Origin of the sequence: Pseudomonas sp. SWI44 (assembly GCF_002947915.1) — a bacterium.
Taxonomy (GTDB): Bacteria; Pseudomonadota; Gammaproteobacteria; order Pseudomonadales; family Pseudomonadaceae; genus Aquipseudomonas; species Aquipseudomonas taiwanensis.
Genome location: NZ_CP026674.1, coordinates 5739403 through 5765025, shown reverse-complemented (window position 1 = coordinate 5765025; position 25623 = coordinate 5739403). Strand labels below are relative to the sequence as shown.

Below are 25623 nucleotides of genomic sequence, written 5' to 3'. Positions count from 1 at the left end.
ATGCCTCGAAATAGGGGGAGTTAAGCCGCTGGATCAGCCGCGCATGATCTCAGGGGGCGCGCCCTGCGGCAACTGCGTGATGCCTGGGCGGGCCGCCAGTGCCTGGAGAAACTGCGCCGCCGGCATGGGCTTGGCGAACAGGTAGCCCTGCTGGAAATCCACCTGGTGGTGTGCCAGGTAGTCCCGTTGGGCAGTGGTTTCCACACCCTCGGCGACGATGCCCAGGCCCAGCTTGCCCGACAGTTCGATAATGCTGTCGAGGATATGCTGGGACAGGGCATCGCCACCGATCATGGCAACGAAACTCTGATCGATCTTCAGGTAGTCGACCTGGAACTGCCGCAGGTAGTTGAGGCTCGATTGGCCGGTACCGAAGTCGTCCAGGGCGATCATCACCCCCATTTCATGAAGTTTCTCGAACAACTCCAGGGTGACGGGTGTGGGCTCGATCAGTTTGCGCTCGGTCAATTCCAGAGTCAGGATCACTCGGCCGGGCGGGAAGTGCTGGAGGAAAGTTCGACAGTCGTCGAGCAAGCCGAGGTCGCGGCAATGGTCGGCGGTAATGTTGATGCCGATGTGGAATCCGTCTTCGATCAGCGAGCAGTAGGGTGCCAGGGTCTGTGCCGTGTGCACCATCAGGGCGCGGGTCATGGCGACGATCTGGCCGCTGTGTTCGGCATATGGAATGAACAGGTCGGGGCGCACCAGTCCTTCGCGAGGATGGTTCCAGCGCATCAGCACCTCGGCCCCCGCCCAGCGATAGTCACCCTTGCGCACCACCGGCTGGAAGTACGGCAGGAACTCGTCGGCCTCCAGGGCGCGCCTTAGTTCATTGCGCGGCGACGAGGCACGGCGGATCTGCCAATGACATGCAACCCCGGCCACCGCGCCGATGAACAGCAACAGGCTGAGCAGCGCCGGGTAATGACTGCGCAGCACCGCGCCTTGCTTGCCTGCCTCATAACCGCCGTGGATGCTGAAGGGATAACGGGTGGAGCTTCGTTCGACACTGGCGATGGGCGCAACGGGGGGCATGCCCTGGCGTACCACGCCGTCCTTGCCCATCCATTTATCGCCGACACGGATCTGCAATACTTCATCTGGGCCGATCAGGCGCAGCGCCGTAAGCAGGTGTTCACCATCGACCGTGGTGATGGCGCCCCGGTCACCTTCGCTGGCACGGTACACCAGCAATGGATGACCGGGAGTCACCGAATTGCCGTCCATCAGCCACAGTTTACCCTCGGTGTAATCGCGGGCATCGACTGGCTCATCGAACTCGCCGAACAATGAGGTGCAGTACAGGCTGTTGTGCTGGAACAGGTTGGTCGAGCGCACGAACGCGTTGCGGGTTACCTGGCCGCGCAGGTTGAGCTTGATCTGCTCGCATGGGCTGCCGGCCAGTGGCAGCAAGGCCTGGGCGGCTCCAGAGAGGTTGTCGAGAATGCGCTCGACATGGGTCACCACCTGGCTCGTGGTGGCCAGGCTGTTGGCGCGCAGCTCGCGTTGGGTTTGCCAGTCGATGACCACCAGCCCGCACGCCAGTGGCAATACGCCAATGAGCCAGGGGAGCAGTGCTCGCCAACTCCAGCGGGCGGGGCGTTTAACCGTGAGGGGCATGCTGACCTAATCTTGTAAAGGAAGACCTGCACAGGATAGCCGCTCGTCGGCGTGCAGCGCGAACTAAAGCGCGACAAAGGTATTTACGCAATGTAGAATCGGTTTACGAATACAACAATAAGGTCCTTCGCCTACGGAGGATCCAGCCCGCCGAGAATGGGTCCATATGACATACCATGGGTTCAAGCTGATCATTGGTGACTTCCTCGCCCGCAGCGTGCGGGGTATCCCGTGCTCCCCACCATCTACGTTCCGCATCACAGGCAATTGATCATTTTTCGCTGCAGATGAGGACACGAACATGGCTGATATCTTCGACAATCCAATGGGCCTGATGGGCTTCGAGTTCATCGAGCTGGCGTCGCCGACGCCGGGGGTGCTGGAGCCGGTATTCCAGATGCTCGGTTTCACCAAGGTGGCGACCCACCGCTCCAAGGATGTGCACCTGTACCGTCAGGGTGGCATCAACCTGATTTTGAACAACGAACCGAAAAGCATCGCATCGTACTTCGCAGCCGAGCATGGCCCGTCGGTGTGCGGCATGGCATTTCGTGTTCGCAATTCCCATGAAGCCTACGCCCGGGCCCTGGAGCTGGGCGCTCAGCCGGTCGAAATCGAGACCGGACCGATGGAGCTGCGCCTGCCGGCAATCAAAGGCATCGGGGGGGCACCGCTGTACCTGATCGACCGTTTCGAGGAAGGCAGTTCGATCTACGATATTGACTTCAATTTCATCGACGGCGTGGATCGCAACCCCGTCGGTGCTGGCCTGAAGATCATCGACCACCTGACCCACAACGTCTATCGCGGGCGTATGGCTTACTGGGCCGGCTTCTACGAGAAGCTGTTCAACTTCCGCGAGATTCGCTACTTCGACATCAAGGGCGAATACACCGGTCTGACCTCGCGCGCCATGACCGCGCCCGATGGCATGATCCGTATCCCGCTCAATGAAGAGTCGTCCAAAGGTGCAGGGCAGATCGAAGAGTTCCTGATGCAGTTCAACGGCGAGGGTATCCAGCATGTGGCCTTCCTCACGGACGACCTGCTGAAGACCTGGGACGCCCTCAAGGGCTTCGGCATGCGCTTCATGACCGCACCGCCGCAGACCTACTACGAGATGCTCGAAGAGCGGCTGCCAGGCCACGGTGAGCCCGTGGCCGAGCTACAGGCTCGCGGCATTTTGCTCGACGGCGCGTCCGAAGCGGGCGACAAGCGCCTGTTGCTGCAGATTTTCTCGGAGACCCTGCTGGGGCCAGTATTCTTCGAGTTCATCCAGCGCAAAGGTGATGACGGCTTTGGTGAAGGCAACTTCAAGGCCCTGTTCGAATCCATCGAGCGCGACCAGGTGCGCCGCGGTGTCCTGAACGTCGATTGACGACACAGGGGTGCTGCCGTCATGACCTGCTGGCGGTGGCACCCAACGCCTTGCGACGCACCCTTACCATCCCCCAGTAGACGATCGAGCCTGTCAGTATCCCGACCAGGGCGATTGACGGCATTGTCTGCAACAACGACTGGCGGGCTTCTCGAGCGGTAAACCCTGTTTCATAGCCGCCTTTGACGGTATAGCCGTACTTCTCGGAGTGAGCCGTTTCAAAGAACTCCGATTGGGAAGGCCGATCAGCGTCGCGGCTGTCGCCATGACTCCAGATATAGTCCTCGCCAAATTCAAGGAGCAGCGTCAGGCCATCCTGGAAGCCGCGCAGCTCGTTACGGAGTTCCATGCCATAGGCTGATGCGTAGACACGCAGGTTGTCCTGCCTCAGCTGATACACGACCAACACTGCGTTAGGCGCAGTGGGCGGGTCGAAGACGAGCATTGCAGGGTGGTCTTGGTCGATGAACAGGCTGTCGTACAACAGCGCGTCATCCATCGACGAGCAATAGCCCTTGCCCTCCTGCGCCAGCACCAGCGATTGAAGGCGTTGCCCTCCCTGCAGCAGGCCCACCAGCTTCTCTTGGGCTTGCGAACAGGGTTTGCCAGCCAAAGGCAAAACCAGTTCTGCCGACGCGTGCAACCGATCCAATGCGCCATCGATCGCGTAGACGGCTTCCTGAACGGAAACTCGCGCGTTTTCTTCGAGCTTGCGCTCCAGTTGGTAGAACATCACCACCAGCCCACTGGCAACCGGCATCAGGCTGGTGGTCAAGGCCAGCATCGGTGCCAGCATGATGCGGCCGATCTGTGTGAGTTTCGCCATAGCCTGCATTTCCCCCTCGTAGGTCTGCCGCATGAGCAAACGAAGGGTGAGCCTAAGTAAGCTGTGTTACTCAGGCTGTAATCCGCAGGCGATGCGTAGGTAGGGATCAGGGGGAAATCGCTGTAAGGTTCATCGCACCTTGAGCTTTGCCAGTACCTTTTCCGCCAGCGCGCCCGTGGAGGCGGGGTTCTGACCTGTAATGAGCCGGCCATCTTCAACCACGAAGGGCTGCCAAGGGTCGTCGTGTTTCAGGTACTGACCGCCCCGCGCTGTCAGTTCGTTCTCGGTCAGGAAGGGCACCACGGCATCGAGCTCGGCCAGTTTCTCTTCAATATTTGAAAATCCGGTGACTTGCCGATCTTTCAGCAACAGGCTGTTGTCACTGAGTTTTATGTTCAGCAAGCCCACGACACCGTGGCAGACGGCGGCAACGATGCCTTGGTTTTCGTAGATTCGACGCGCAAGGTCCTGCAGCGCCGGGTTGTCGGGGAAGTCATACATGACCCCATGTCCCCCCGTGTAATAGATGACCTTGTACTCATCGGCCTTGACCTGCCCGGGCTGCAGCGAAGCGCCTAGCCGGTTCATGAACGTCTTGTCGTTGTACCACTGCCAGTCCAGGTCTGGGGCCAGTTGCAGGCTGTGAGGGTCGATCGGCACATAGCCGCCGCTGGGGCTCACGTAGTCCACGGCATAGCCGGCCTGTTGCACTTTTTCGACGAAGTGCACTGCCTCCCCCAGCCACAGTCCGGTCGCTCGCTTGAGTGTCGGGTACTTGGCTGTATTGGTCAGCACAACCAGAATCTTCTTACTCATGACCAGGCTCCATTGGCAGCGAAGGAATAAAGCAACAGGCGGCAGGTGAGGCCTAATCAGCATAGCTGGGGTTTTCGCTCACGCCATTGTGATGGTGGCGTTATGCTATCTTCCTGAGGGCGCGCCATTTCGCAGCGCGTGTGGTGCACGCGTAATGGTTAACATTACAGATGTCTTGCAGAGGCGCTCGTTCGCGCAGATGATGCAGCCAATCCTTTCTTCTACCCCACAGTGGAATCGACATATTGGGCGCAAACCGTACGCCACACCCACCCGGTCCGCGGGGCGTTCCCCAGGCGACAGACACCGATGCCGCAGGCACCCTCGCCGAGCGAATCGCGCGCTTCGACTGGGGGCGTACTGCTTTGGGCCCCTTGCCGCGTTGGCCAGCTCCGCTGCGCATTGCGGTCGACATGGTGCTCAACACCCCATTCCCTAGCGCCTTGGTCTGGGGGCCGGACCTGACGGTCATCCACAACGAGGCTTACCAGGCGCTGCATCCCGTGCAACAGGATACCTTGGGCCAAGGGTTCGACAGGCTATGGCATGAGGCCTGGGACGAAGTGGGGCCGTGGGTATTCAAAGCGCTGCAAGGCCACGCGAGCTGCATCGGGGACAAGCCCATTGTGGTCGGTCGTGGCGCCCAGGGAGAGCAGGGCTCCTTCGCCTTTTGCTACTCCCCTGTGCGTGATGACCATGGGGAGGTGGCAGGTTTTCTGCACACGGTGATGGAAACCACGGCCGGCGCCGAGTTGCAGCGAGCGTGGCGGGACCAGGTGCAGGTGTTGCAGGCGCAAATCCAGAAATACATGGTCGACCGCGAGCACCTCTGGGCGCTGTCGCGCGATGCGATGGTGACTGTCACCTCGGAACTTGTGTTGAAGGATGCCAATCCCACCTGGTACCGCATTCTGGGGTGGAGTGAAGACCAGGTACGCGACCGTTCGGTACTTGAGTTGATCCATCCGGCGGACCGCGCCGAGGTGCAGGTGGCGGTGGTCGACTTCATCCTTGGCAATGCCGACGATACGTTCGAAACCCGTTTGCGTCATCAGGACGGGCACTACCGATGGTTCCGCTGGACCGCCAAGTTCGACGGCTCGCTGTTGACCGCGGTCGGCCGCGACATCACCGATGATCGTGACGAGGCCATGCGCCAATCCCAGGCGTTGCTACGCAACAGTCAGCGACTCGAAGCCGTTGGCCAGCTGGCAGGCGGTATGGCACATGAGATGAACAATTTGCTGTCCGGCATCGGCGGTAGCCTTGAGTTGTTGCAGCGACGCTTGGACCAAGGGCGTATGGAGCGTTTGGGGGACTACGTCGACATGGCGCGCGATTCAGTGCAGCGCGCCATGAACCTGACCCATCGGTTGCTGGCTTTTTCCCGCAATCAACCGCTCAAGCCCCGTCCGTTGAACCTCAACCGGCAGTTGTCGGCACTTCAGCCCGTGTTACTTCAGACCCTGGGTGCCGAGATGCGCCTGCAATGGCAACTGGATATCGAACCCTGGACCGTTTGCCTTGACAGTACGCAGTTCGAGACGGCCTTGATCAACCTGTGCAGCAATGCTCGCGAAGCCTGCCTGGAGCGTGGCTGCGTGACCATTCGCTGCGCCAACGAGCGCCTTGCCACCGCGTTTCCCGATGAGACGGGTTTGCCGCCAGGGGATTATGTAGCGGTGCACGTGGAGGACGATGGCCATGGTATGTCCGAGGTGGAGATGGCCCGTGCCTTCGAACCGTTTTTCAGCAGCAAGTCCATAGGTAGCGGTGCTGGGCTGGGGCTGCCGATGGTCTACGGTTTCGTTCGCCAGTCCGGCGGATACGTATGGATCACTTCAGCACCGGACAAGGGTGCCAGGGTCTCGATGCTGTTCCCGCGCTGCCACCAACCACTGCCCGTTGAGCCCCCCCCACCGACGCCGGTGGTGGAACGGGCCCGCGGACAACGCCTGCTGCTGGTGGACGATGAGCTGAACTTGCGCGCGCTGATGCGCGAGTATCTGCACGAGTGTGGCTTCGACGTTCACCAGGCCAGCGATGCTGACGAGGCCCTGCAGCGTTTCCGCCAAGATGGCCCCTTCGACCTGGTCATCACCGATATCGGCTTGCCGGGTGGATTCAGCGGTCGGCAGCTGGCACGGGCGATGCGCCAACTGGTGCCCGAACAGCGGGTCCTTTTCATCACGGGTTTTGTCGAGCCTGCATTGCAAACCCAGTTGTTCGAAGAACCGGGCACCGCGCTGCTGCTCAAGCCTTTTGAGCTCCAGAGTCTCGCCAGCCAGGCCTTACGGTTGCTGGCCGAGTGAGTCATCTCAAGGTTTGCCCAGCATCCTGGCAACCTGTCGCTGCAGCTCCTTGAGCTCGAACGGCTTGCTGATCAACTGCATGCCAGGCGCCAGGAAGCCTTCGCGGGCCATGGCCGTCTCGGCATAGCCAGTGATGAACAGCACCGCCAGCCCCGGCCGGAGGGTGCGAGCAATCTCGGCCAATTGTCGGCCATTCATGCCAGGCAGACCGACGTCGCTGATCAGCAAATCCACGTTTTGCGCAGAGCGCAACAACTTCAACGCGTCGTTGGCATTGCTGGCGCTCTGGCAGTTGGCCCCGTCCTCCTGTAGTGCCTGGCACAACAAGCAGCGCACATGTGGGTCGTCCTCGACCACCAGCACGTCACGGCTCTCCATGGGCGAGGTCGGTGGGTCCACGGCCTGCACTGTCTGCGCCGGCCCAGCATGGCGTGGCAGGTAAAGGTCCACCCGCGTACCCTGGCCGATCTGGCTGTACAGGGCGACATGGCCACGGGACTGTTTGCTGAAACCGTACACCATCGAAAGGCCAAGGCCGATACCCTGGCCCACGGGCTTGGTGCTGAAGAACGGTTCGAAAGCGTGTTCGAGGGTACTTTGCGACATACCTTGGCCATCATCGATGATGCTCAGCCGCAGATAGTCGCCGGTACTCAGGCTGTCACCCCTTCCGGGATCGGCTTCTACCCGCTGGTTGCTTGCCTCTATCCTCAACGCGCCGCCGCTGGGCATGGCCTCACAGGCGTTGAGCAGCAAATTGTCGAGGGCCTGCTGCAGTTGCACACCGTCCGCCTCGACGGCCCATAGTGTATCCGGCAGCTGCAGCTCAAGCGTGACCGAGTCGCTGTAGTTGTCCTGCAACCGCTGAGCCTCCAGTAAGGCGCGCAGTTCGATGCGCTGGCTGTGCAGCGACTGTCTGGAAGAAAATGCCAGTAGACGGTGGGTCAGCAGGGATGCCCGGCTGACGGCCTCCCGGCCCATCCGCAGCACGCTTTCGAGGCCCTCGCTGCGGCCTTGCTTCAAGCGGCGGTCGATCAGTTCGAAACTGCCTCCGATGCTGGTCAGCAGGTTGTTGAAGTCATGCGCCACGCCACCAGCCAACTGGCCGATGGCTTCCATCTTGCGTGCTTGATGCACAGCCAACGCCGGCGTCTGGCTGCGCGAATCGAGTTGTTGTTGCAGCGCTTGGAGCTGGTCGCGTGCCAAGTACTGGCGGCGACGATTACGCAGCGCATTCCTGGCCAACAGCAGAAGTTGTTCATCGGCGAAGGGTGAGCCCAAAAGGGACAAGTTTCCCAAGGGGTGCCCAAGGGGGGCGGTGAGGGGGGAGCGGGGGGCGGTGAGCAGCACGATGGGCAGGTCCGACCAGCAGGGCTGATCCTTGATGAACTCCCGCAACAACGTATCTTTGCAACTTTTGAGTGTCTTTTCGGCGATGATCGCTAAGCCTGCGCCCTCGACCAGGCAGCCATGCAGATGGTCGATATCGCGCGCGCACAGGCAGTCTATACCGGCTGTCGCCAGTAGCTTCGAGGTGCTCGCGCCGAGCTGGGCGGGGGCCAGGATCAGGGCGCGCTCATCCAGCGACAATGAACTGGCCAAAACGACTCTCCCGTGTCGATGGGCAGCGCCTGGGGGCGCTTTCGCCTTGAGGTCCGATAACCTCTGGACCACGGCGCATCGTCAAGGGTTCAACGACAATCTCCGAGCTTGCTACAAACCTTGTTGAAGCACCGGATCATCAGGGTTCTGTCGTTCCAGTTCAGCCAACAGCACCTGCACGTTCTGCAGTTGGCCGGTCTCTTTCCAGTACTTGATCAATAACAGCCTGGCGCGCCGGTTTGCCGGTTGACGGTTGAGCAGGGTTTCCAGTTGCTTCTGCGCGGCATCGCCCTGTTCCAGGTCGTGCAGGGTCACCGCCAGGGCATAACGATAATCAGCGTTGTCGGGTTCCAGTTCCACCGCGCGGGCCAGGGCCAGCAATGCGTATTCGCGTTGTTCATGACGGTTCAGCCATCGCCCGAGCTCGTACTGCAGAAACGCCGAGTCTGGGCGCAAGGCCAGCGCCTTGGCCAGCACCTGACGTGATTCATCATGCTGTCCCTGGCGCTCGAGCAAGCGCACCTGAGTGGCCAGGGCATCGAGGCCGTCCGGCGCCACGGCCAAGCTACGTTGCAGGGCCATGGCAGCCTGGTCATAGTCGTTTTCATGCAGATACAGGCGAGCCAGGTGCACCTGCGCGGCGGCATCCTCGGGCTGCTTTTCCAGCGCCTGCTGGTACTGCTCCAGCGCCGCTTGCAGGGGGCCGAAATACAGGCCGATGGCGTCCGGGTCCAGACCCAGCAGGGCGTCCACCGCCGCGAAGCGCACACTCTGGTCGTCGTCGTCCAGCAGCGGCCCCAGCACCAGGCTGCGCTGCGCGGCAGGCAGCAACCGACGAATGCCGGCGATGGCAGCCCGGCGTACCAGCGGCTCGTCATGCTCCAAATCTTGCTGCGCAAGCTTCAGTGCTTGTGGCGACGGGTAGTTGGGCAACTCGGCGTAGAGTGCGGCGCGGCGAATCGGCGCGAGGTCGTTGCGTTGCAATTGCTGGTACAGCACCCGCGCGGCGCCTGGCAGGCCTTCATGGGCCTGGCGCAATGCCTTGGCATAACTGTGCGCAGGCAAGGTCGGCGGCGTGGGTTGGTCATCGCGGCGCAGGAAGACCAACGCAGTCGTCGCCAGGACCAGCGCCAGCAAGGCGATCAGGTAGTGGTGGCGTTTGAGCATCGGGCGATCCATGGCGGTGGGAAGGCAGAGCTTGGGGCAGAATGCCCCTGTCTGCAAGGTGCATTGGCTCAACCCTTGTCTGGGGTCGGCTCGGTGCCGCGTAGGCGAAGGATGAACAAAAAAGCCCCGCAGGCGCGAGGCCAGCGGGGCAAACGGTTGGCGGAGGATCCAACCAAAGGAGTCGTTGAATCAGTGGGCGCTGGCCACTGTCTCGGGTTGCCAGCCGCCACCGAGGGCTTTGTAGATCGAGACGATGCCGCGATACAGCTCGACTTCACCCTGGGCTTGGGCGTCTTCGGCGCTCAGGCGTTCGCGTTCGGCGTCCAGTAGCACCAGGTAGTCCACCGTGCCCTCGCGGTAGCGCACCGAAGCGAGTTCGGCGGCCTTGCGGCTGGCGTCGCTTTGGCGCATGAGCGACAGCAAGCGTTGTTGCCGCTTGCCGTAGTCGCTGAAGGCGTTGGCCGATTCTTCCAGGGCCAGCAATACCTGCTGCTCGTAGTTGGCCAGGGCGCCTTCGGCATCGGCTTTGGCTCCACGCAAGCGTGCCCGCACGCTGCCCAGATCGAAGGCGGCCCAGGTGATGCTGGGGCCAAGCGCCCAGGCATTGGCCGCGGACGAGCCTATCTGCGAACCGCGCGCGGCGGTGAAACCCAGGAAGCCGCTGAGGCTTACCCGTGGGAACAGGTCGGCGGTAGCCACCCCAACGTTTGCCGTGGCAGCGGCCAGTTGGCGTTCGGCGCTGCGGATGTCCGGGCGGCGGCGCAGCAGCTCGCCCGGGTCACCCACCGGCAGGGCCTTGGCGATGGCCGGCAGCGCCTTGGGCGAGAGGTCGACACTCAGTGCATCCGGACGCTGGCCAAGCAGGGTGGCGATGCGGTTGCGCGCCCGGACCTGTTCGGCCTGCAGTTGCGGTACGGTCGCCTCGACCCCGGCCAGCCGCGCGTCGGCGCGCACTACGTCCAGTTCGTTGCCGACCCCGGCGTCACGCAGGGTTTCGGTGATGGCACGCGACTCCTCCTGGGTCTTGAGGTTGGCCAGGGCAATTTTCTCGCGCAACTGAGCACCGCGCAGTTGACCGTAGGCGTCGACCAGTTCAGCGATCAGGCTGACCTGCAGCTGTTGCAGGTCGGCATGGGCGACTGCCTCCTGGGCTTCGCTGGCCTCGATCTGGCGTTGGATGCGGCCGAAAAGGTCGAGCTCCCAAGCCATGTCCAGGCCCAAATCATAGCGCTCGCTGTTGACTCGCTGTTCGGTCTGGCCGGGAATCTGGCCCTTGCCGATTTCGCTGCTGGCGCGACTGGTCACCACCGGCAGTTGATCGTTCGAGGCATCCTCACGGATCGCCCGCGCCGACTTGAGGCGGGCGAAGGCCACGCGCAAGTCGCGGTTGCCTTCCAGCGAGGCCTGCACCAGCTGGTTGAGCACCGGGTCGTCGAACTGCTTCCACCACACGCTTTCGAAGTGGCTGCGATCGAACGCCTGGGCTTGGGCCTGGGTGTCCAGATGCGCAGGTTCGGTGTCCGGTGTCTTGTAGTCCGGGCCCAACGCGCAGGCCGCCAGGGCCAGTGCCAGCAGGCTAGGCGTCAGGGGTTTGAGCAGGTTCATGCGTGGCTCTCCAGCGATGGCACGTGCGAAGCCTTGCGGGCCTGGCGACGCTCGACGAAACGGCGGATCAGGAAGAAGAACACTGGCGTCAGGAACAGCCCGAACACGGTCACCCCGATCATTCCCGAGAACACCGCGACACCCATGGCATGGCGCATTTCCGATCCGGCGCCGGAGGAGAACACCAGGGGTACCACACCCATGATGAAGGCGATCGAGGTCATCAGGATCGGGCGCAGGCGCAGGCGGCAGGCTTCCAGTACAGCCGCCAATGGGTCCAGGCCCTTGGCCTGTTCATCCTTGGCGAACTCGACGATCAGAATCGCGTTCTTGCATGCCAGTCCGACCAGTACGATCAAGCCGATCTGGGTGAAGATGTTGTTGTCGCCACCCGATACGATCACCCCGGTAATGGCCGACAGCAGGGTCATCGGCACGATCAGGATCACCGCCAGCGGCAGGCTCCAGCTTTCATACTGGGCGGCCAGCACCAGGAACGCCAGCAGCACGCACAGCGGGAACACCAGCAGTGCGGTATTGCCCGAGAGGATCTGCTGGTAGGTCAGGTCGGTCCATTCGAAGGTCATGCCATTGGGCAGTTCCTCTTTGAGCAGCTTCTCGATGGCGGCCTCGGCTTGGCCGGAGCTGTAGCCAGGTGCGGCCGCGCCGTTGATTTCCGCGGTGATGAAACCGTTGTAGTGCATCACCCGATCAGGTCCGGAGGTGTCGCTGACCTTGAGGAAGGTCGCCAGCGGGATCATCTCGCCGAGGTTGTTGCGTACCTTCAACTGGCCGATCTGCTCGGCATCGAGGCGGAACTGCTGTTCGGCCTGGACGTTGACCTGGTAGGTGCGACCGAAGCGGTTGAAGTCGTTGGTGTACAGCGAGCCGAGGTAGACCTGCAGGGTGTCGAAGATGTCGGTGATCGCCACGCCATGGGTCTTGGCCTTCTCACGGTCGATGGCGGCATCGACTTGTGGCACATTGACCTGGTAACTGGTGAACAGGCCAGCCAGCTCCGGCACGTTGTGGCTCTTGGCGATGATGTTCTGGGTTTCCTTGTACAGCGCTTCGTAGCCCAGGTTGCCCCGGTCTTCGATCTGCAGGCGGAAGCCGCCGATGGTGCCCAGGCCTTGTACCGGTGGCGGTGGGAAGATCGCGATGTAGGCGTCTTGGATGTCAGCGAACTGGGCATTCAACGCAGCGGCGATGGCTGCAGCCGACTGGCTCGGGTCCTTGCGCTCATCGAACGGCTTGAGCGGGGTGAACACGATGCCGCTATTGGGGCTGTTGGTGAAGCCGTTGATCGACAGCCCCGGGAAGGCTACCGAGTCGGCGACGCCGGGTTGCTTGAGGGCGATTTCGCTCATGCGCTTGATGACCGCCTCTGTACGGTCGAGGCTCGCCGCGTCTGGCAACTGGGCAAAGGCCACCAGGTACTGCTTGTCCTGGGCCGGTACGAAACCGGTCGGGGTGGACGAAAAGCCCAGGTAGGTGAGGCCCATCAGGCCAGCGTAGACGAACAGGGCGATGCCGCTGGAGCGGATGACCCGGCGCACGCCGCCGACGTAGCGATTGGAGGCACGGTCGAAGAAACGGTTGAACGGCGCGAACAGCCAGCTACCCAGCAGCTTGTCGAGGAACCGCGAGAAGCGGTCCTTGGGCGCGTGATGCTCCTTCAACAGCACGGCAGCCAGCGCCGGCGACAGGGTCAGCGAGTTGAATGCCGAAATCACGGTCGAAATGGCGATAGTCAGGGCGAACTGCTTATAGAACTGCCCGGTCAGGCCAGAAATGAACGCAGCAGGCACGAACACCGCGCACAGCACCAGGGCAGTGGCAATGATCGGACCGGTCACTTCGCCCATGGCCTTTTGCGTGGCCTCAAGCGGTTTCAGGCCAAGCCCGATGTTACGTTCGACGTTCTCCACCACGACGATGGCGTCGTCCACCACGATACCGATGGCCAATACCAACCCGAACAACGACAGGGCATTGAGCGAGAAACCGAACAGGTGCATCACCGCGAAGGTGCCGATCAGCGACACCGGGACGGCCAGCAGCGGGATGATCGAGGCGCGCCAGGTCTGCAGGAACAGGATCACCACCAGCACTACCAGCACCAGCGCTTCGAACAAGGTGTGCACTACCGCTTCGATGGAGCCACGAACGAAGATGGTCGGGTCATAGACGATGCTGTAGTCCATCCCTTCCGGGAAGTCCTTCTTCAGCTCGGCCATTTTCGCCCGCACTTCGTCGGAGATTTCGATGGCGTTCGAGCCAGGCCGCTGGAAGATCGGGATGGCCACCGCCGGCTGGTTGTTCAGCAGCGAGCGCAGTGCGTACTGGCTGGAGCCCAGCTCGACGCGGGCGATGTCCTTCAGGCGAGTGATTTCGCCATCGGCACCGGCACGGATGATGATGTTCTCGAACTCTTCCTCGTTGACCAGGCGACCTTGGGTGTTGATCGACAGCTGGAAGCTGGTGCTGCCAGGGGCGGGCGGGGCGCCCAGCTGGCCGGCGGCCACCTGGCGGTTCTGCTCGCGAATGGCGGCCACCACATCGCTGGCGGTCAGGTTACGCGAAGCGGTCTTGTTCGGGTCGAGCCATACCCGCAGCGAGTAGTCGCCCATGCCGAACAGTTGCACGTCGCCGACGCCGCCCAGGCGCGCCAGTTCGTCCTTGATGTTGAGGATGGCGTAGTTGGACAGGTAGAGCATGTCGTAGCGGTTGTCCGGCGAGGTCAAGTGCACGACCATGGTCAGGTCGGGCGATGCCTTGTCGACGGTGATACCAATGCGGGTCACTTCCTCAGGCAGCTTGGGCTGGGTACGCGTGACGCGGTTCTGTACCTGCACCTGCGCGTTGTCCAGGTCGGTGCCCAGGGCAAAGGTGATGGTCAGGGTCAGCTTGCCATCGGCGGTGGACTGCGAGGACATGTACAGCATGTTCTCGACACCAGTGATGGCCTGCTCCAACGGCGCTGCGACGGTTTCGCCAATCACCTTGGGGTTGGCGCCGGGGAAGTTGGCGCGCACCACCACGGTGGGCGGTACCACTTCCGGGTATTCGCTGATCGGCAGCTTGAACAGCGAGATCGAGCCCGCGATCAACAGCACCAGCGACAGCACGGCAGCGAAGATCGGCCGGGTAATGAAGAATTTCGAAAAGTTCATCGGTGTGATCCCTTAACCGCGTGGCGCTTGGGCGCTGGCGACTTTTTCGGTGGAGCCCGCTACCTTCTGCGTCCGATTGCTGGCCTCGAGGGCTTGGCGTTGCTGGGCGAGGGCGGCGAGGGTCTGCTCGCTGGCCATAGGCGTTTCTTCCGGCGTCACTGGCGACCCCGGACGCACACGCTGCAGGCCCTTGACCACGATGCGATCGTCCTTGGTCAGACCGCTGCGCACGATGCGCAGTCCTTCAAGCTTCGGCCCCAGTTCTACTGGGCGATAGCTGGCCTTGTTGTCCTTGTCCATGACCAGCACGAACTTCTTGCCAAGGTCCGTACCCACGGCTTCGTCGTTGATCAGCACCGCATCGTACTGGGCGCTGCCGACCAGCTTCAGCCGCGCATAGAGGCCTGGCGTGAACTGGCCGTCGCGGTTATCGAACACGGCGCGGCCGCGGATGGTGCCGGTACGTGGGTTGACCTGGTTGTCGACGAAGTTCATCTGGCCCAGGTGTGGGTTGCCGGTTTCGTTGGTCAGGCCCAGGTAAACAGGCGTGCTCTGACCGCGCTGGCCTTCGCGGGCCAGTTGGGTGTACTTCAGGTACACGCGTTCGTCGGCGTCGAAGTAGGCATACACCTTGTCGGTGGACACCACGCTGGTCAGCGGGGTGACATCGGCGGTGACGATGTTGCCGGCGGTGAACTGAGCGCGGCTGACCCGGCCGCTGATCGGCGCAGTGACGCGGGTGAAGCTCAAGTTCAGGCGGGCCAGGTCCAGTTGGGCCTGGATGGCATCGACGCCGGCACGGGCTTCGGCGGCGGCACTGCTGCGCGATTCGGCCAATTCCGCGGAGATCGCGTTGCTGTCGCGCAGGCGCTCGCCACGGCGGGCTTCGTTGGCGCTGCGAATGGCGGTGGCCTTGGCTTGTTGCAGTTGGGCTTCGAGTCGGCGGACTTCAGCCTGGAACGGACGTGGGTCGATCTGGAACAACAGGTCGCCTTTCTTGACCTGGGCACCTTCGGTGAAGGCTACCAAGTCGATCTGGCCTGAGACCCGAGGGCGTACTTCAACGGTTTCTGGCGCTTCGAGGCGGCCGGTGAACTCGTCCCACTCGTTGATCGGTTGCTCGATCACCTTGGCGACGCTGACTTTCGGTGCGGCGGGGGCCTGCACGGCGTCCGGGGTTCGACCGCATGCGCTCAGCACCACGACTGCCAGGGCAGCGAGGGGGAAGCGCAAGGGTTTGAGTGATTGTTCCATGGAGAACTCCGCCAATGTATTAGTAGTGGGCGGAGTGTGAGTGTCTTGCGCGTAGCGCACGAATCGAATGGAACGAAGGTTATTATCACGCGCAATGATAAGGCGTGGTCAGACATCGATGTGGGGCATGGATCAGCGCTGCAGGCGTCCCTCCGAGCGAAGCGGCCCCGTTTTCTCCAGGCTCTGTACGAAAAGCCTTGAAACTCGGTGATGCTGCGTTGAAAACAGCCTCGGAATGCTCTTTACAACCCGTAAACTCCGCTTCCTCGGCTGTTTTCGCCTTGCCAGACCTTCGTCTCAAGACTTTTCTTACAGACCCTAGCTCAGCACCTGGAATCCATGAGTGCCATCGCGCTCCAACTGCGCAATCAGACCAAACTCCCAATCCAGATAACCTTGCATGGCCTCGCGCGGGTTATCGGTGCCTTCATAAGGCCGGCGGTAGCGGTCGGTGCGCGCCACCGCCAAATGGGTCTCACCGCTCTCCAGCGGCTTGCCAGCGGCAATCCAGCTGGCGGTGCCCCCGCTGAGCAGATACACGGGCGTGTGGGTCAGTGCTTGCAGGTCGACGGCTGCGAAACGGGCGAGCAGGCCAGTGCCGCAAGTCAACACATAACGTTCGGCTACAGGCAACCGCTCCAGGGCCTGGGGCAGTTGCGCCCGGATAGCCCAATGGGCACCCGGAACATGATGCTTGACGTAGTTGGCACTGGCCGTGAAATCCAGCACTACGGTACTGGCGGATTCGAGCCAGCCTTGCAACTGCTCGACACTGATTTCGGTCACTTGCGGCAGTGGCGGCAGCGGGGCTTTCCAGTCACCTGTCTCGCTGAAGTGGTCCTGGGTAAGCCCATCCAACACAGCCACCTGCCAGCCCATCTGCGCCAGCCACGAAGCACTCATGTTCGCCCGCACGCCATCGTCATCGACCAACACGATACGCGCACCGCGCACGCTGGCCACATGGTCGGTCTCCTGCACCAACTGCCCGCCAGGCACCGAACGGCTTCCAGGCACATGGCCCTTGGCATATTCCTCAGGTGTGCGCACATCGAAAAGGTACGTGGTGCGGTGGCTGTCGGCCTGCCAGACCCTGAGCCCCTTGACCTCCAGGCGCAGCACACCGGCCTTATCGGCAACCTTGCGCGCACGCTTGGCTGCCACGGCACGGTTGGACTCGGTCACTTCGGTAAAGCGGCGCTGTTGGCCATGGGCCAGTTGTTGCCCCGCCAAGGTCCAGCCGATGGTGCCATTGCGCAGCGCTGCCACCGGGTTGGGGATCCCGGCATTGACCAGTGACTGAGTGCCGATGATGCTGCGGGTGCGCCCGGCGCAGTTGACGATCACCTGGGTGTCGGCGCTGGGCACCAGCTCGGCAACCCGCAGCACCAATTCCGCACCCGGCACGCTGATACCGCCCGGTATGCTCATCGTCTGGTATTCATCGAAACGCCGGGCGTCGAGTACCACCACATCGGCCTTGGCATCCAGCAACGCCTGCACCTGCTCGGCCGCCAGCGACGGGGTATGGCGCACGCTCTCGACCCACTCGCCAAAGGCTTTGCTCGGTACGTTGACGTCTCTGAACAGCTCGCCGCCGGCAGCGCGCCAGCCGGCCAGGCCATCCTGCAGCAATGCCACATCGCTGTAGCCCAGCGCCAGCAGGCGCTCCGCCGCTCGGTCCGCGAGTCCTTCACCATCGTCATACAGGGTGATGGCGGTACTGCGACGCGGTACGCGGGCGAACATTTCCAGTTCCAGTTTCGACAACGGAACGTTGGCGGCGAACAATGGGTGCGCCTGGGCAAACGGGTCTTCTTCTCGGACGTCGATCAGTGCCAGCTCCTGATGGGCCAGCAGGGCTCGACGAATGTCCTGGTAGGTCCGGGTGGTCACAGTACTCATAGGTCAGGGGTCTCTTTGGACAGGTCCCAGATGTTGGGCAAGCGGGTATTGGTGTATCCGGAAATGAAGGCTTTTTCGCTGCCGTCGGCCAGGTATACGGCGCGCCGAACGGCACCGATGTTGGCGCCATAGACATGGATGCTGATCGACACCCTGTCGTCGAAGGCATTGCTTACTTGATGGATGTCGCCGATGCGGGGCGAGACAGCTTCGACATGCCCCGGATCGATGCGTACAGGTTCGCCAGCGGGCACCAGTGCGCCCTGTTCGGTGCGGGCAAAGCCTTGCGAGTATTCGGCTCCGCGCAGCATGCCGATCAGGCCCCAGACGCGATGGTCATGGATCGGGGTGCGCTGCCCCGGTGCCCAGACGAAACTGACGATGGAAAAGCGTTGGCGCGAGTCGCAATGCAACAGGTACTGCTGGTAACGGGTCGGATCGGGCTGAGCCAGGTCCGCGGGCAGCCAGTCATCGTGAGCGACCAGGCTGCCAAGCAGACCCTGGCCGTGGTCGAGGAGGGCGGCCTCGTCGGTCTCCCGGTCCAAAAGATCGGAAAGTTCGCTTATGAACAAGCGCAAACGGTCAAGACGCAGCGGTTGGCTCATGGTAAGGGCTCGATGGAGAGGTCTGAATCACCCTAGCAAAGTTAGAAAATATTCTCAAAATGCAAAATAATAATAAGCTAATATGCATATTTGGTATTTAGTGGCGCGCATTTCAGAAGCATTAGGTTATGCCTAAAACGCATTTCACAGGGGTGTTTCGAGTCGTTAGCTTATAAGCAGGCCTCTGTTTAGATTCAAAACACATAAATAATCTGCGAGACCGCACGGGCGGATCGACTTGCCATGCTGTGCCCCAAGGGCACCTGGAGACGAACGTGCGATACCTCAAAAAATTGGCTGCAGGCGTGCTGGCCTCAGCCCTGAGCCTGGCCGTCAGTGCGCAAACCCTGGTAGTGGGTGACCAGAGCTTCAATGCCCGCTCCGTGATGGAAGCAGCGGGTGTGCTCGATGACTTGCCCTACACACTGGAATGGAAGCAGTTCACTGCCGGCTCCCCAGTGGCCGAAGCGCTGAACGTCGGTAGCTTGGACCTCGGCCTGCTGGGCGATGCACCGCCGCTGTTCCTCGGGGCCCTGGGGGCGCCGATCAAAGTCATCGCGGTGAGCCGGCAGAATCTGGACGGTGTGGCGATCCTCGCGCGCAAGGATTCGAACATACACAGCCTGGCTGATCTGCGTGGCAAGCGCGCAGCGATCTGGAAAGGCTCGTGGAGCCAACAACTGTTGTTCAGCGCCCTGGACAAAGCCAATGTGCCCCGCGACTCGCTCGAGCTGCGTTATCTCAGCGCACTGGATGCTTCTCACGCCCTGGATGGCGGTTCGGTCGACGTGATCGCCACCTGGGAACCCTACGTCACCCAGCAGGAGCGCCAAGGCGCACGGGTACTGGCCACTGCGCAAGGGCTGATTCCAGCGCAGAGCTTCGTGGTGGCGAACGCCAAGGCCGTCGAGGGCAAGCGCGCGCAAATCGCGGACTTCCTGCAGCGCCTGAAAACAGCCCGCGAATGGGCCTTGGGCGACCCGGCCAATACCGAAGCCTATGCCGACGACTGGGCCAAGCGTACCCGGGCCGACCGCGACATCGCCCACATCTGGTTCGCTCGCGCCCGTACCGACCTGGCACCGTTGAACCCACAGGTGGTGGTCGATGCGCAAAAAACCGTGGACTTCTTCGCAGGGCTCGGTTTGATCAAGGCGTACCCCGCCGCTACCCTGTTCGACACTTCGTTCTCTGCCGCCCTGCAACAGCCAGCCACGGCGCAGGCCAAAAACCAGTAGGTCCAAGGAGGCTAGCCCGTATGAGCAAGAGACAGATCAAATTGGGCGCGCTGACCATGGGTTGCGGCGGCCCTGGGCGGCACAACCTGTGGCTGGACCCGGAGTTGCCGGCTGATGCCAGCGTCAATATCGACTGGTATATCGATATCGCCCGCCAGGCCGAAGCTGCGCTGTTCGACCTGGTGTTCATCGTCGACAGCCAGTTCATCACACCTGGCTCGCCGTCGCATTATCTCAATCGCCTGGAACCGCTGACCCTGTTGTCGGCGCTTGCGGTCAGTACCCGCCATATCGGCCTGGTCGGGACCCTGACCACATCCTACAACGCGCCTTTCAACGTAGCCCGTCGCCTGGCGTCCCTGGACCTTATCAGCAAAGGCCGCGCTGGCTGGAACGTGGTCACCAGTGGCGACGCTGGCACCGCCGGCAATTATGGTCGAGACGAACACTACGATTACGATACTCGCTATGCCAGGGCCCAGGAGCACGTCCAGGTGGTGCAAGGGCTCTGGCATTCCTACGAGGACAATGCGTTCCCCCGCGACCGGGCCACGGGGCAATTTCTCGATCCGTCCAGGCTGCATGCGCTCAACCACAAGGGTGAGCATTTCTCGGTGGTGGGGCCACTGAACATCCAGCGCTCGCCCCAGGGGCAGCCGGTGGTCTTCCAGGCGGGTGATTCGCAACAAGGGCGTGACTTGGGCGCAGCCACTGCCGATGTGGTGTTCACCCATGCGTCTAGCATCGAGCAGGGGCAGGCGTTCTACCAGGACATCAAGGGCAGGGCGGCGCGACTGGGGCGCGACCCGGACCAGTTGCTGGTCTTGCCGGGCGCCGAAATCTACGTCGGTGACAGCGATGCCGAGGCCCGAGAGATCGAGCGGCACTATCACCAGCAGGACCACAGCTTCGAGCTGGCGCTCAAGGAATTCGGGCGCAATTTTGGCTGGCACGATTTCAGCCAATACGACCTGGATGCGCCGTTTCCCCAAGAAAGCCTTGAGTACGCGCGAAGTAGCTTTTTCACCAATGCCAAGCGCATTGCCGATCAAGCGCGGGACAAGGGCTTCAGTCTGCGCCAAGCCGTGGAGTATGGGCGCCAGCTGAGGCCGGGAGCGTTCGTCGGGTCGGCCGAAACCGTGGCGGCGAAGATGACTGAGTGGTTCGAGGCAAGGGCGCTGGACGGGTTCAATATCTACATTGGGCATCCGAGCCAGTTCAAGCGCTTCACCCGGGAGGTCGTACCGTTGCTGCAGGCGCGCGGGGTGTATCGCACCCAGTATGAAGGCACGACGTTGCGTGAGAGCCTCGGCCTGCGGATTCCGCGTTTCGTCCGGTAGCGAAAGCCGCTGGGAAAGGGGCGCAATGCGCCCCTCTGGCTATCAATGTGGCGCGCGGACAATGGTCTTGAGCAGGTCTTCCGGGCTGATGTGTCCCACTACCTGAGCCACCCCACTGCCAGGTGTCGGCAGGTCGATGATGTGCGGCTTCATCTTGCCGATCACATGCATCTCGCAGGGCTTGCAGTCGAACTTCAGGGTCAGTACTTCATCCCCCTGAATCAGCTGCATCGGCGCCACCTTGGTGCGAACGCCCGTCACACCCTTGGCCTGCTTGGGGCACAGGTTGAACGAGAAGCGCAGGCAGTGCTTGGTGATCATCACCGGCACTTCCCCATGTTCCTCGTGGGCTTCGTAGGCGGCATCGATCAGTTGCACACCATGGCGATGGTAGAACTCGCGAGCCTTCTGGTTGTATACGTTGGCCAGGAACGACAGGTGCGACTCCGGGTACACCGGTGGTGGGTTGGTTTCGGCTTTGCGTCCACCCCGCGGGTGAGCCTTGACCCGCGCTTCGGTCAGCGCCTCGATGGCTTCCCGGCGCAGGGCCTTGAGCTGCGAGTTGGGGATGAAATAGGCTTGCGGCGCATCCAGTTCGATGGCATCGGCGTGGTACTGGGTGGTGCCCAACTGACCGAGCAGGTCGTGCAGTTGTTCCAGCGCCTGTTGCGGCTTGTTGGCCTCGCCGAACGGGCCATCCAGCGCCACTTGCACGCTCACGCCTTCCTCGCTGGTGGCCGTCAGCGCCAGCCGCTGTTCGCGTAGCACGGCGTGCCATTCCACGCCTACACGACGCTCGGACGAAGTGCGCAGCAGGGCCTGCTGCCAGTTGTGATCCAGATTGCGCGACAGTGGGTGGTTCGGGCGCAGCTTATGCAGGCCCTCGGGCATTTCGTTGGGTTCGACCCTGTAGCGGTAGCGTTTCTGGCCGTCTTCTTCGAACTCGCCCCGTGGTTCGGCGATATTGGCGCGGAACCCCACCACCTCACGCTTGACCAGCACATTCAGGCCGTCGCCATTGGTCAGCGGCACCTCGGTGACCACCAACAGGTCGCGCTTGCCGACTTTCTCAACCACGCCTACCGGCAGACCGGTGAAGGTCGGCGAGTCGAAAGCACCGATGTCGACCTTGCGGTCGGTGACGAAGTAGTCGGTGCTGCCACGGTGGAACGTCTTGTCCGGGTCGGGCACGAAGAAGTGCTGGGTACGACCGCTGGAGGCGCGTGCCAGGTCCGGGCGGTCTTCGAGGATGGCGTCCAGCTCTTTGCGGTAGTGGGCGGTGATGTTCTTCACGTAGCCCATGTCCTTGTAGCGGCCTTCGATCTTGAACGAGCGCACGCCAGCATCCACCAGGTCGCGCAGGTTGGCGGTCTGGTTGTTGTCCTTCATCGACAGCAGGTGCTTTTCGAAGGCCACCACACGGCCCTGGTCGTCCTTGAGCGTGTAGGGCAGGCGGCAGGCCTGGGAGCAGTCGCCACGGTTGGCGCTGCGACCGGTCTGGGCATGGGAGATGTTGCACTGGCCGGAGAACGCCACGCAGAGCGCGCCATGGATGAAGAACTCGATGGCGGCGTCGGTTTCGGCGGCAATGGCGCGGATCTGCTGCAGGTTCAGCTCGCGGGCCAACACCAGTTGCGAGAAGCCGGCCTGGTCGAGGAACTTGGCCCGCTCCAGGGTGCGGATGTCGGTCTGGGTACTGGCATGCAGCTCGATCGGCGGAATGTCCAGCTCCATCACACCCAGGTCCTGGACGATAAGCGCGTCGACACCTGCGTCATAGAGCTGGTGGATCAGCTTGCGCGCCGGCTCCAGCTCATTGTCGTGGAGGATGGTGTTGAGGGTGGTGAACACTCGCGCATGGTAGCGATGGGCGAATTCAACCAACTCAGCGATATCGCTGACTTCGTTGCAGGCGTTGTGGCGCGCGCCGAAGCTCGGGCCGCCGATGTAGATGGCGTCAGCGCCGTGCAGGATGGCTTCGCGGGCAATGGCCACGTCGCGGGCAGGGCTAAGCAGTTCCAGGTGATTCTTTGGAAGGGACATGTCGTTATGGTCGGGCTGTCACGGTCAAGGCGGGCATTGTAGCGGTGAATTGGGTTGGCGGCATCCTCGGGCTGCTCAGTGGGAAAGAAACACTGGCGTTGCCGGTGATCGCCGGCAAGCCGGCCCCGACGGCAGATGCTGAAACAAACGCAGGACCGTTGGGCGCTGGCTTGCCAGCGGCGGGGTGTTGCCGGCGGATCAGCGCTTGGCGGCCATCGCCGTCACTTCGACGCGCATGGTCGGGAACGCCAGCGCCGACACGCCCACGGCGGCACGCACCGGCCACGGCTTTTGGAAGAAACGCTGATAGACCTCGTTGAACGCAGGGCGGTCAGCCATATCGGTGAGGTAGATGGTCAGGTGCATGACGCGGTCCATGCCGCTGCCGGCTTTTTCCAGCGCGTCCTTCAGGGCCTGCAGGGTACTTTCGCTCTGCGCGGTGATGTCAGCTTCGATATCGGCGGGAATCTGGGTGGTGACCAGAATGCCGTTGAACTCGGCGACGTCGGAGGAAATGGAGTCGGCGTCGGAGTCCGGGGTGTAGATGAGGTCTGCCATGGGAGTTTGCCTTGCAACGGAATGAAACCCGCAAGCCTACGCGAGCACGACGAGCGGGTCGAGCGACACCGTTGGGCCAACGTCCGTTGTAATGCCGGGCGCTGGCCGTCAGAATCGCGCCCGATTGTTGAGCAAGGGGCTTCACGTTGAACGAACAGACTTTGTCGATGCGCCTTGAGCGTGTGGCGGCCTATGTGCCGCGAGGCGCGCGGCTGGCCGATATCGGCTCGGACCATGGCTACCTGCCGGTAGCCCTGATGCTGCGCGGCATCATTGAAGCTGGGGTGGCGGGTGAAGTGGCGCAGACGCCTTTCGCCTCGGCCCAGCGCAAGGTGCGCAAGAACGGCCTGGAAGGTCGCATCACTGTTCGCCTGGCCAATGGCCTGGCGGCCATCGAACCTTCCGACCGGGTCAACACCATCAGCATCTGCGGCATGGGTGGCGAAACGATTCGCGACATTCTGGAACAGGGCAAGGCCCGCTTGCAGGGCGTGACGCGCCTGATTCTGCAGCCCAATGGCGACGAGCGGGAACTGCGTCAGTGGCTGATGGACAACGGCTACCGGATTTGCCGCGAAGAATTGCTGCGCGAAAACCGCTTTGACTACGAAATCATCGTCGCCGAGCCTTGCGAAGCCGTGAGCTACACCGCCGAACAACTTTACTTCGGCCCAATGCTGTTGCAGGAAAAAAGTCCGGCGTTCATTACCAAGTGGCAGCGCATGTTGCGTCAGAAACAGCAGACACTGGCCCATTTCGAGCGCGCCCGGGACGCAGTACCGCAGGAAAAGACCCGTGACTTCACTCGTCAGGTCGCCTGGATCACCCAGGCCCTGGCCTGAATCACTGCTGAGAACAGTTGCCCATTTCCCGGTAGGCGACTTCGTGGGTCTGGCCCTTGTGGTCGACGTACTTCATATGTGCGGTACCAACCTGGCAGTCGGCGACGTTGCTGGCTGGGGTGACGGAGATGACTTTGGCCACATCCAGCGGCATGCCGTATTCGTAGGTGGCCTCGCTGGAGGCCGGTTGGCCGGCGCTCTGGTCGGCCACGGCGCCGAACGAGGCGAGGGCGGCGGACAAAGCAAGCAAAGCGATCGAACGTTTCATGGCAGGCTCCTTCTTCAATGTTTTACTAATGATGTATTCATTGATGATCCACAATAAATGGCCTAATTCGTGATAGATTCCTGCCTTGGATGTACGAATAAGGCCGAAGAAAGGAGCCGAATACGATGGACATGCTGCACGCCATGCGCACCTTCGCCCGGGTGGTGGAGTGCGGCAGCTTTGCCGCGGCCGCCAATGCCCTGGATATATCCGCGGCGCAGGTGTCGCGCATCGTTGCCGAGCTGGAAAACCAATTGCAGACCCGGCTGCTACACCGCACCACGCGGCGCTTGCGCATGAGCGAGGCGGGGGAGCGATTTCTTGAGCGTTCACGGCACATTCTGTCGTTGACCGACGAAGCCATGGATGAGGCCCGGGGTGCCCACCTCAACCCCCGGGGGCGTCTGCGTTTTCACTGCACCCATGGCCTGGGCTTGTTGATGATGCCCTTGGTGGCACGCTACAACGCGGCGTGCCCGGAAGTGGTGATGGAGTTGACCCTGTCACAGCGCAACCCCGACCCGTTGGACGAAGGCCACGATATCGTGATCACCATCGGCAAAGGGTTGCCTGACTCGCAATTGATCGCTATCCCGTTGGGCAGCATCTACAGCATCCTTTGCGCATCACCCGAGTACCTGGCGCGGCATGGCGTGCCGACCAAGCCGGAAGACTTGAACGATCATGCCTGCCTGCGCATGGTCGACCCCTTGTTCGAAGAGGACTGGTCATTCGAGCACGACCAGGGACGCAGTGTGGTCGTGCCCCAGGACACCTTCCTCACCAACGTCGCCGATGCCATGCTCAAAGCCACTGAACTGGGCATGGGGGTGGGCTTGTTGCCATACTACTCTGCCAGCCATGCCATCGAGGAAGGCCGCCTGTTCCGCCTGCTGGCGCCGCACCGGTTGCGCCAGCGGGAAATCTACGCCATCTATCCGTCGCGTCATTACCTCGATGCCAAGGTACGCACCTGGCTCGATTACCTGAAGGAGCAACTCCCGGCGTTGTTCGAAGCCCATCAACAGGTGGTGGACGACCCCAGGTTCTGGCGCTGACCGCGAACCC

General features: G+C 62.1%; 19 protein-coding genes. 6 read left to right on the top strand and 13 right to left on the bottom strand.

All coding sequences use genetic code 11. The annotated features are described in order from the left end of the window. Window positions 1-33: 33 nt before the first annotated feature. Window positions 34-1620, bottom strand: coding sequence for an EAL domain-containing protein (locus tag C4Q26_RS27045; RefSeq protein ID WP_027907767.1), 1587 nt, complete (start codon window positions 1618-1620; stop codon window positions 34-36). A gap of 301 nt (window positions 1621-1921) precedes the next feature. Here C4Q26_RS27045 and hppD point away from each other — a divergent pair, with 301 nt between their 5' ends. Beyond that, on the top strand, window positions 1922-2998 hold the full coding sequence (hppD, locus tag C4Q26_RS27040; protein ID WP_023380406.1) for a 4-hydroxyphenylpyruvate dioxygenase: 1077 nt from the start codon (window positions 1922-1924) through the stop codon (window positions 2996-2998). A gap of 19 nt (window positions 2999-3017) precedes the next feature. On the opposite strand, the gene C4Q26_RS27035 is transcribed toward hppD, so the two are convergent. Further along, window positions 3018-3857, bottom strand: coding sequence for a CSS-motif domain-containing protein (locus C4Q26_RS27035; RefSeq protein ID WP_256583340.1), 840 nt, complete (start codon window positions 3855-3857; stop codon window positions 3018-3020). A 96-nt stretch (window positions 3858-3953) separates the two neighbouring features. Further along, complete coding sequence (locus C4Q26_RS27030; RefSeq protein ID WP_023380408.1) at window positions 3954-4640, bottom strand: type 1 glutamine amidotransferase domain-containing protein; 687 nt, start codon at window positions 4638-4640, stop codon at window positions 3954-3956. 245 nt (window positions 4641-4885) lie between these two features. On the opposite strand from C4Q26_RS27030, the gene C4Q26_RS27025 reads away from it, so the two are divergent. Further along, the gene (locus C4Q26_RS27025; protein WP_371919572.1) at window positions 4886-6952 is read left to right on the top strand and encodes an ATP-binding protein; all 2067 of its coding nucleotides are present in this window, start codon (window positions 4886-4888) and stop codon (window positions 6950-6952) included. Between the two features lie 6 nt (window positions 6953-6958). Here the strand turns inward: C4Q26_RS27025 and C4Q26_RS27020 are convergent, their stop codons facing one another. The 7 genes from C4Q26_RS27020 to C4Q26_RS26985 all read right to left on the bottom strand — a co-directional run bounded on the left by C4Q26_RS27020 (window position 6959) and on the right by C4Q26_RS26985 (window position 18266). Continuing rightward, the gene (locus C4Q26_RS27020; RefSeq protein WP_104883990.1) at window positions 6959-8554 is read right to left on the bottom strand and encodes a response regulator; all 1596 of its coding nucleotides are present in this window, start codon (window positions 8552-8554) and stop codon (window positions 6959-6961) included. A 111-nt stretch (window positions 8555-8665) separates the two neighbouring features. Beyond that, window positions 8666-9721, bottom strand: a complete 1056-nt coding sequence (locus tag C4Q26_RS27015) for a tetratricopeptide repeat protein (RefSeq protein WP_104883989.1) — start codon at window positions 9719-9721, stop codon at window positions 8666-8668. Between the two features lie 189 nt (window positions 9722-9910). Continuing rightward, window positions 9911-11326: an efflux transporter outer membrane subunit gene (locus C4Q26_RS27010; protein WP_104883988.1), complete on the bottom strand. Its 1416-nt coding sequence runs from the start codon at window positions 11324-11326 to the stop codon at window positions 9911-9913. Beyond that, a complete protein-coding gene (locus C4Q26_RS27005; protein WP_023380413.1) occupies window positions 11323-14502 on the bottom strand; it encodes an efflux RND transporter permease subunit in 3180 nt (1059 codons plus the stop codon). The genes C4Q26_RS27010 and C4Q26_RS27005 overlap by 4 nt, the downstream gene beginning before the upstream one ends. A gap of 12 nt (window positions 14503-14514) precedes the next feature. After that, the gene (gene mexE / locus C4Q26_RS27000; protein ID WP_023380414.1) at window positions 14515-15756 is read right to left on the bottom strand and encodes a multidrug efflux RND transporter periplasmic adaptor subunit MexE; all 1242 of its coding nucleotides are present in this window, start codon (window positions 15754-15756) and stop codon (window positions 14515-14517) included. Window positions 15757-16074: 318 nt separating this feature from the next. Further along, complete coding sequence (locus tag C4Q26_RS26990; RefSeq protein ID WP_104881824.1) at window positions 16075-17661, bottom strand: rhodanese-related sulfurtransferase; 1587 nt, start codon at window positions 17659-17661, stop codon at window positions 16075-16077. Next, window positions 17658-18266 carry a cysteine dioxygenase type I gene (locus C4Q26_RS26985; protein WP_023380416.1) on the bottom strand — a complete coding sequence of 203 codons (609 nt, stop codon included), beginning with the start codon at window positions 18264-18266 and terminating at the stop codon, window positions 17658-17660. The genes C4Q26_RS26990 and C4Q26_RS26985 overlap by 4 nt, the downstream gene beginning before the upstream one ends. Window positions 18267-18541: 275 nt before the next feature. Here C4Q26_RS26985 and C4Q26_RS26980 point away from each other — a divergent pair, with 275 nt between their 5' ends. Beyond that, window positions 18542-19504 carry an ABC transporter substrate-binding protein gene (locus C4Q26_RS26980; RefSeq protein WP_104881823.1) on the top strand — a complete coding sequence of 321 codons (963 nt, stop codon included), beginning with the start codon at window positions 18542-18544 and terminating at the stop codon, window positions 19502-19504. Between the two features lie 20 nt (window positions 19505-19524). Continuing rightward, complete coding sequence (locus C4Q26_RS26975; RefSeq protein ID WP_027907772.1) at window positions 19525-20844, top strand: LLM class flavin-dependent oxidoreductase; 1320 nt, start codon at window positions 19525-19527, stop codon at window positions 20842-20844. A 42-nt stretch (window positions 20845-20886) separates the two neighbouring features. On the opposite strand, the gene C4Q26_RS26970 is transcribed toward C4Q26_RS26975, so the two are convergent. Further along, window positions 20887-22887, bottom strand: coding sequence for a U32 family peptidase (locus C4Q26_RS26970; RefSeq protein ID WP_023380419.1), 2001 nt, complete (start codon window positions 22885-22887; stop codon window positions 20887-20889). Window positions 22888-23085: 198 nt separating this feature from the next. Continuing rightward, complete coding sequence (locus C4Q26_RS26965; RefSeq protein ID WP_104883987.1) at window positions 23086-23445, bottom strand: RidA family protein; 360 nt, start codon at window positions 23443-23445, stop codon at window positions 23086-23088. Between the two features lie 146 nt (window positions 23446-23591). On the opposite strand from C4Q26_RS26965, the gene C4Q26_RS26960 reads away from it, so the two are divergent. Then, a complete protein-coding gene (locus tag C4Q26_RS26960) occupies window positions 23592-24287 on the top strand; it encodes a tRNA (adenine(22)-N(1))-methyltransferase TrmK (RefSeq protein ID WP_104883986.1) in 696 nt (231 codons plus the stop codon). Window position 24288: 1 nt separating this feature from the next. Here C4Q26_RS26960 and C4Q26_RS26955 read toward each other — a convergent pair whose 3' ends face one another. After that, window positions 24289-24555: a DUF2790 domain-containing protein gene (locus C4Q26_RS26955; RefSeq protein ID WP_023380422.1), complete on the bottom strand. Its 267-nt coding sequence runs from the start codon at window positions 24553-24555 to the stop codon at window positions 24289-24291. A 125-nt stretch (window positions 24556-24680) separates the two neighbouring features. Between C4Q26_RS26955 and C4Q26_RS26950 the strand changes: the two genes are divergently transcribed. Further along, entirely contained in the window at window positions 24681-25613 is a 933-nt protein-coding gene (locus C4Q26_RS26950) for a LysR family transcriptional regulator (protein WP_104883985.1), read from the top strand. Window positions 25614-25623: the final 10 nt, after the last annotated feature.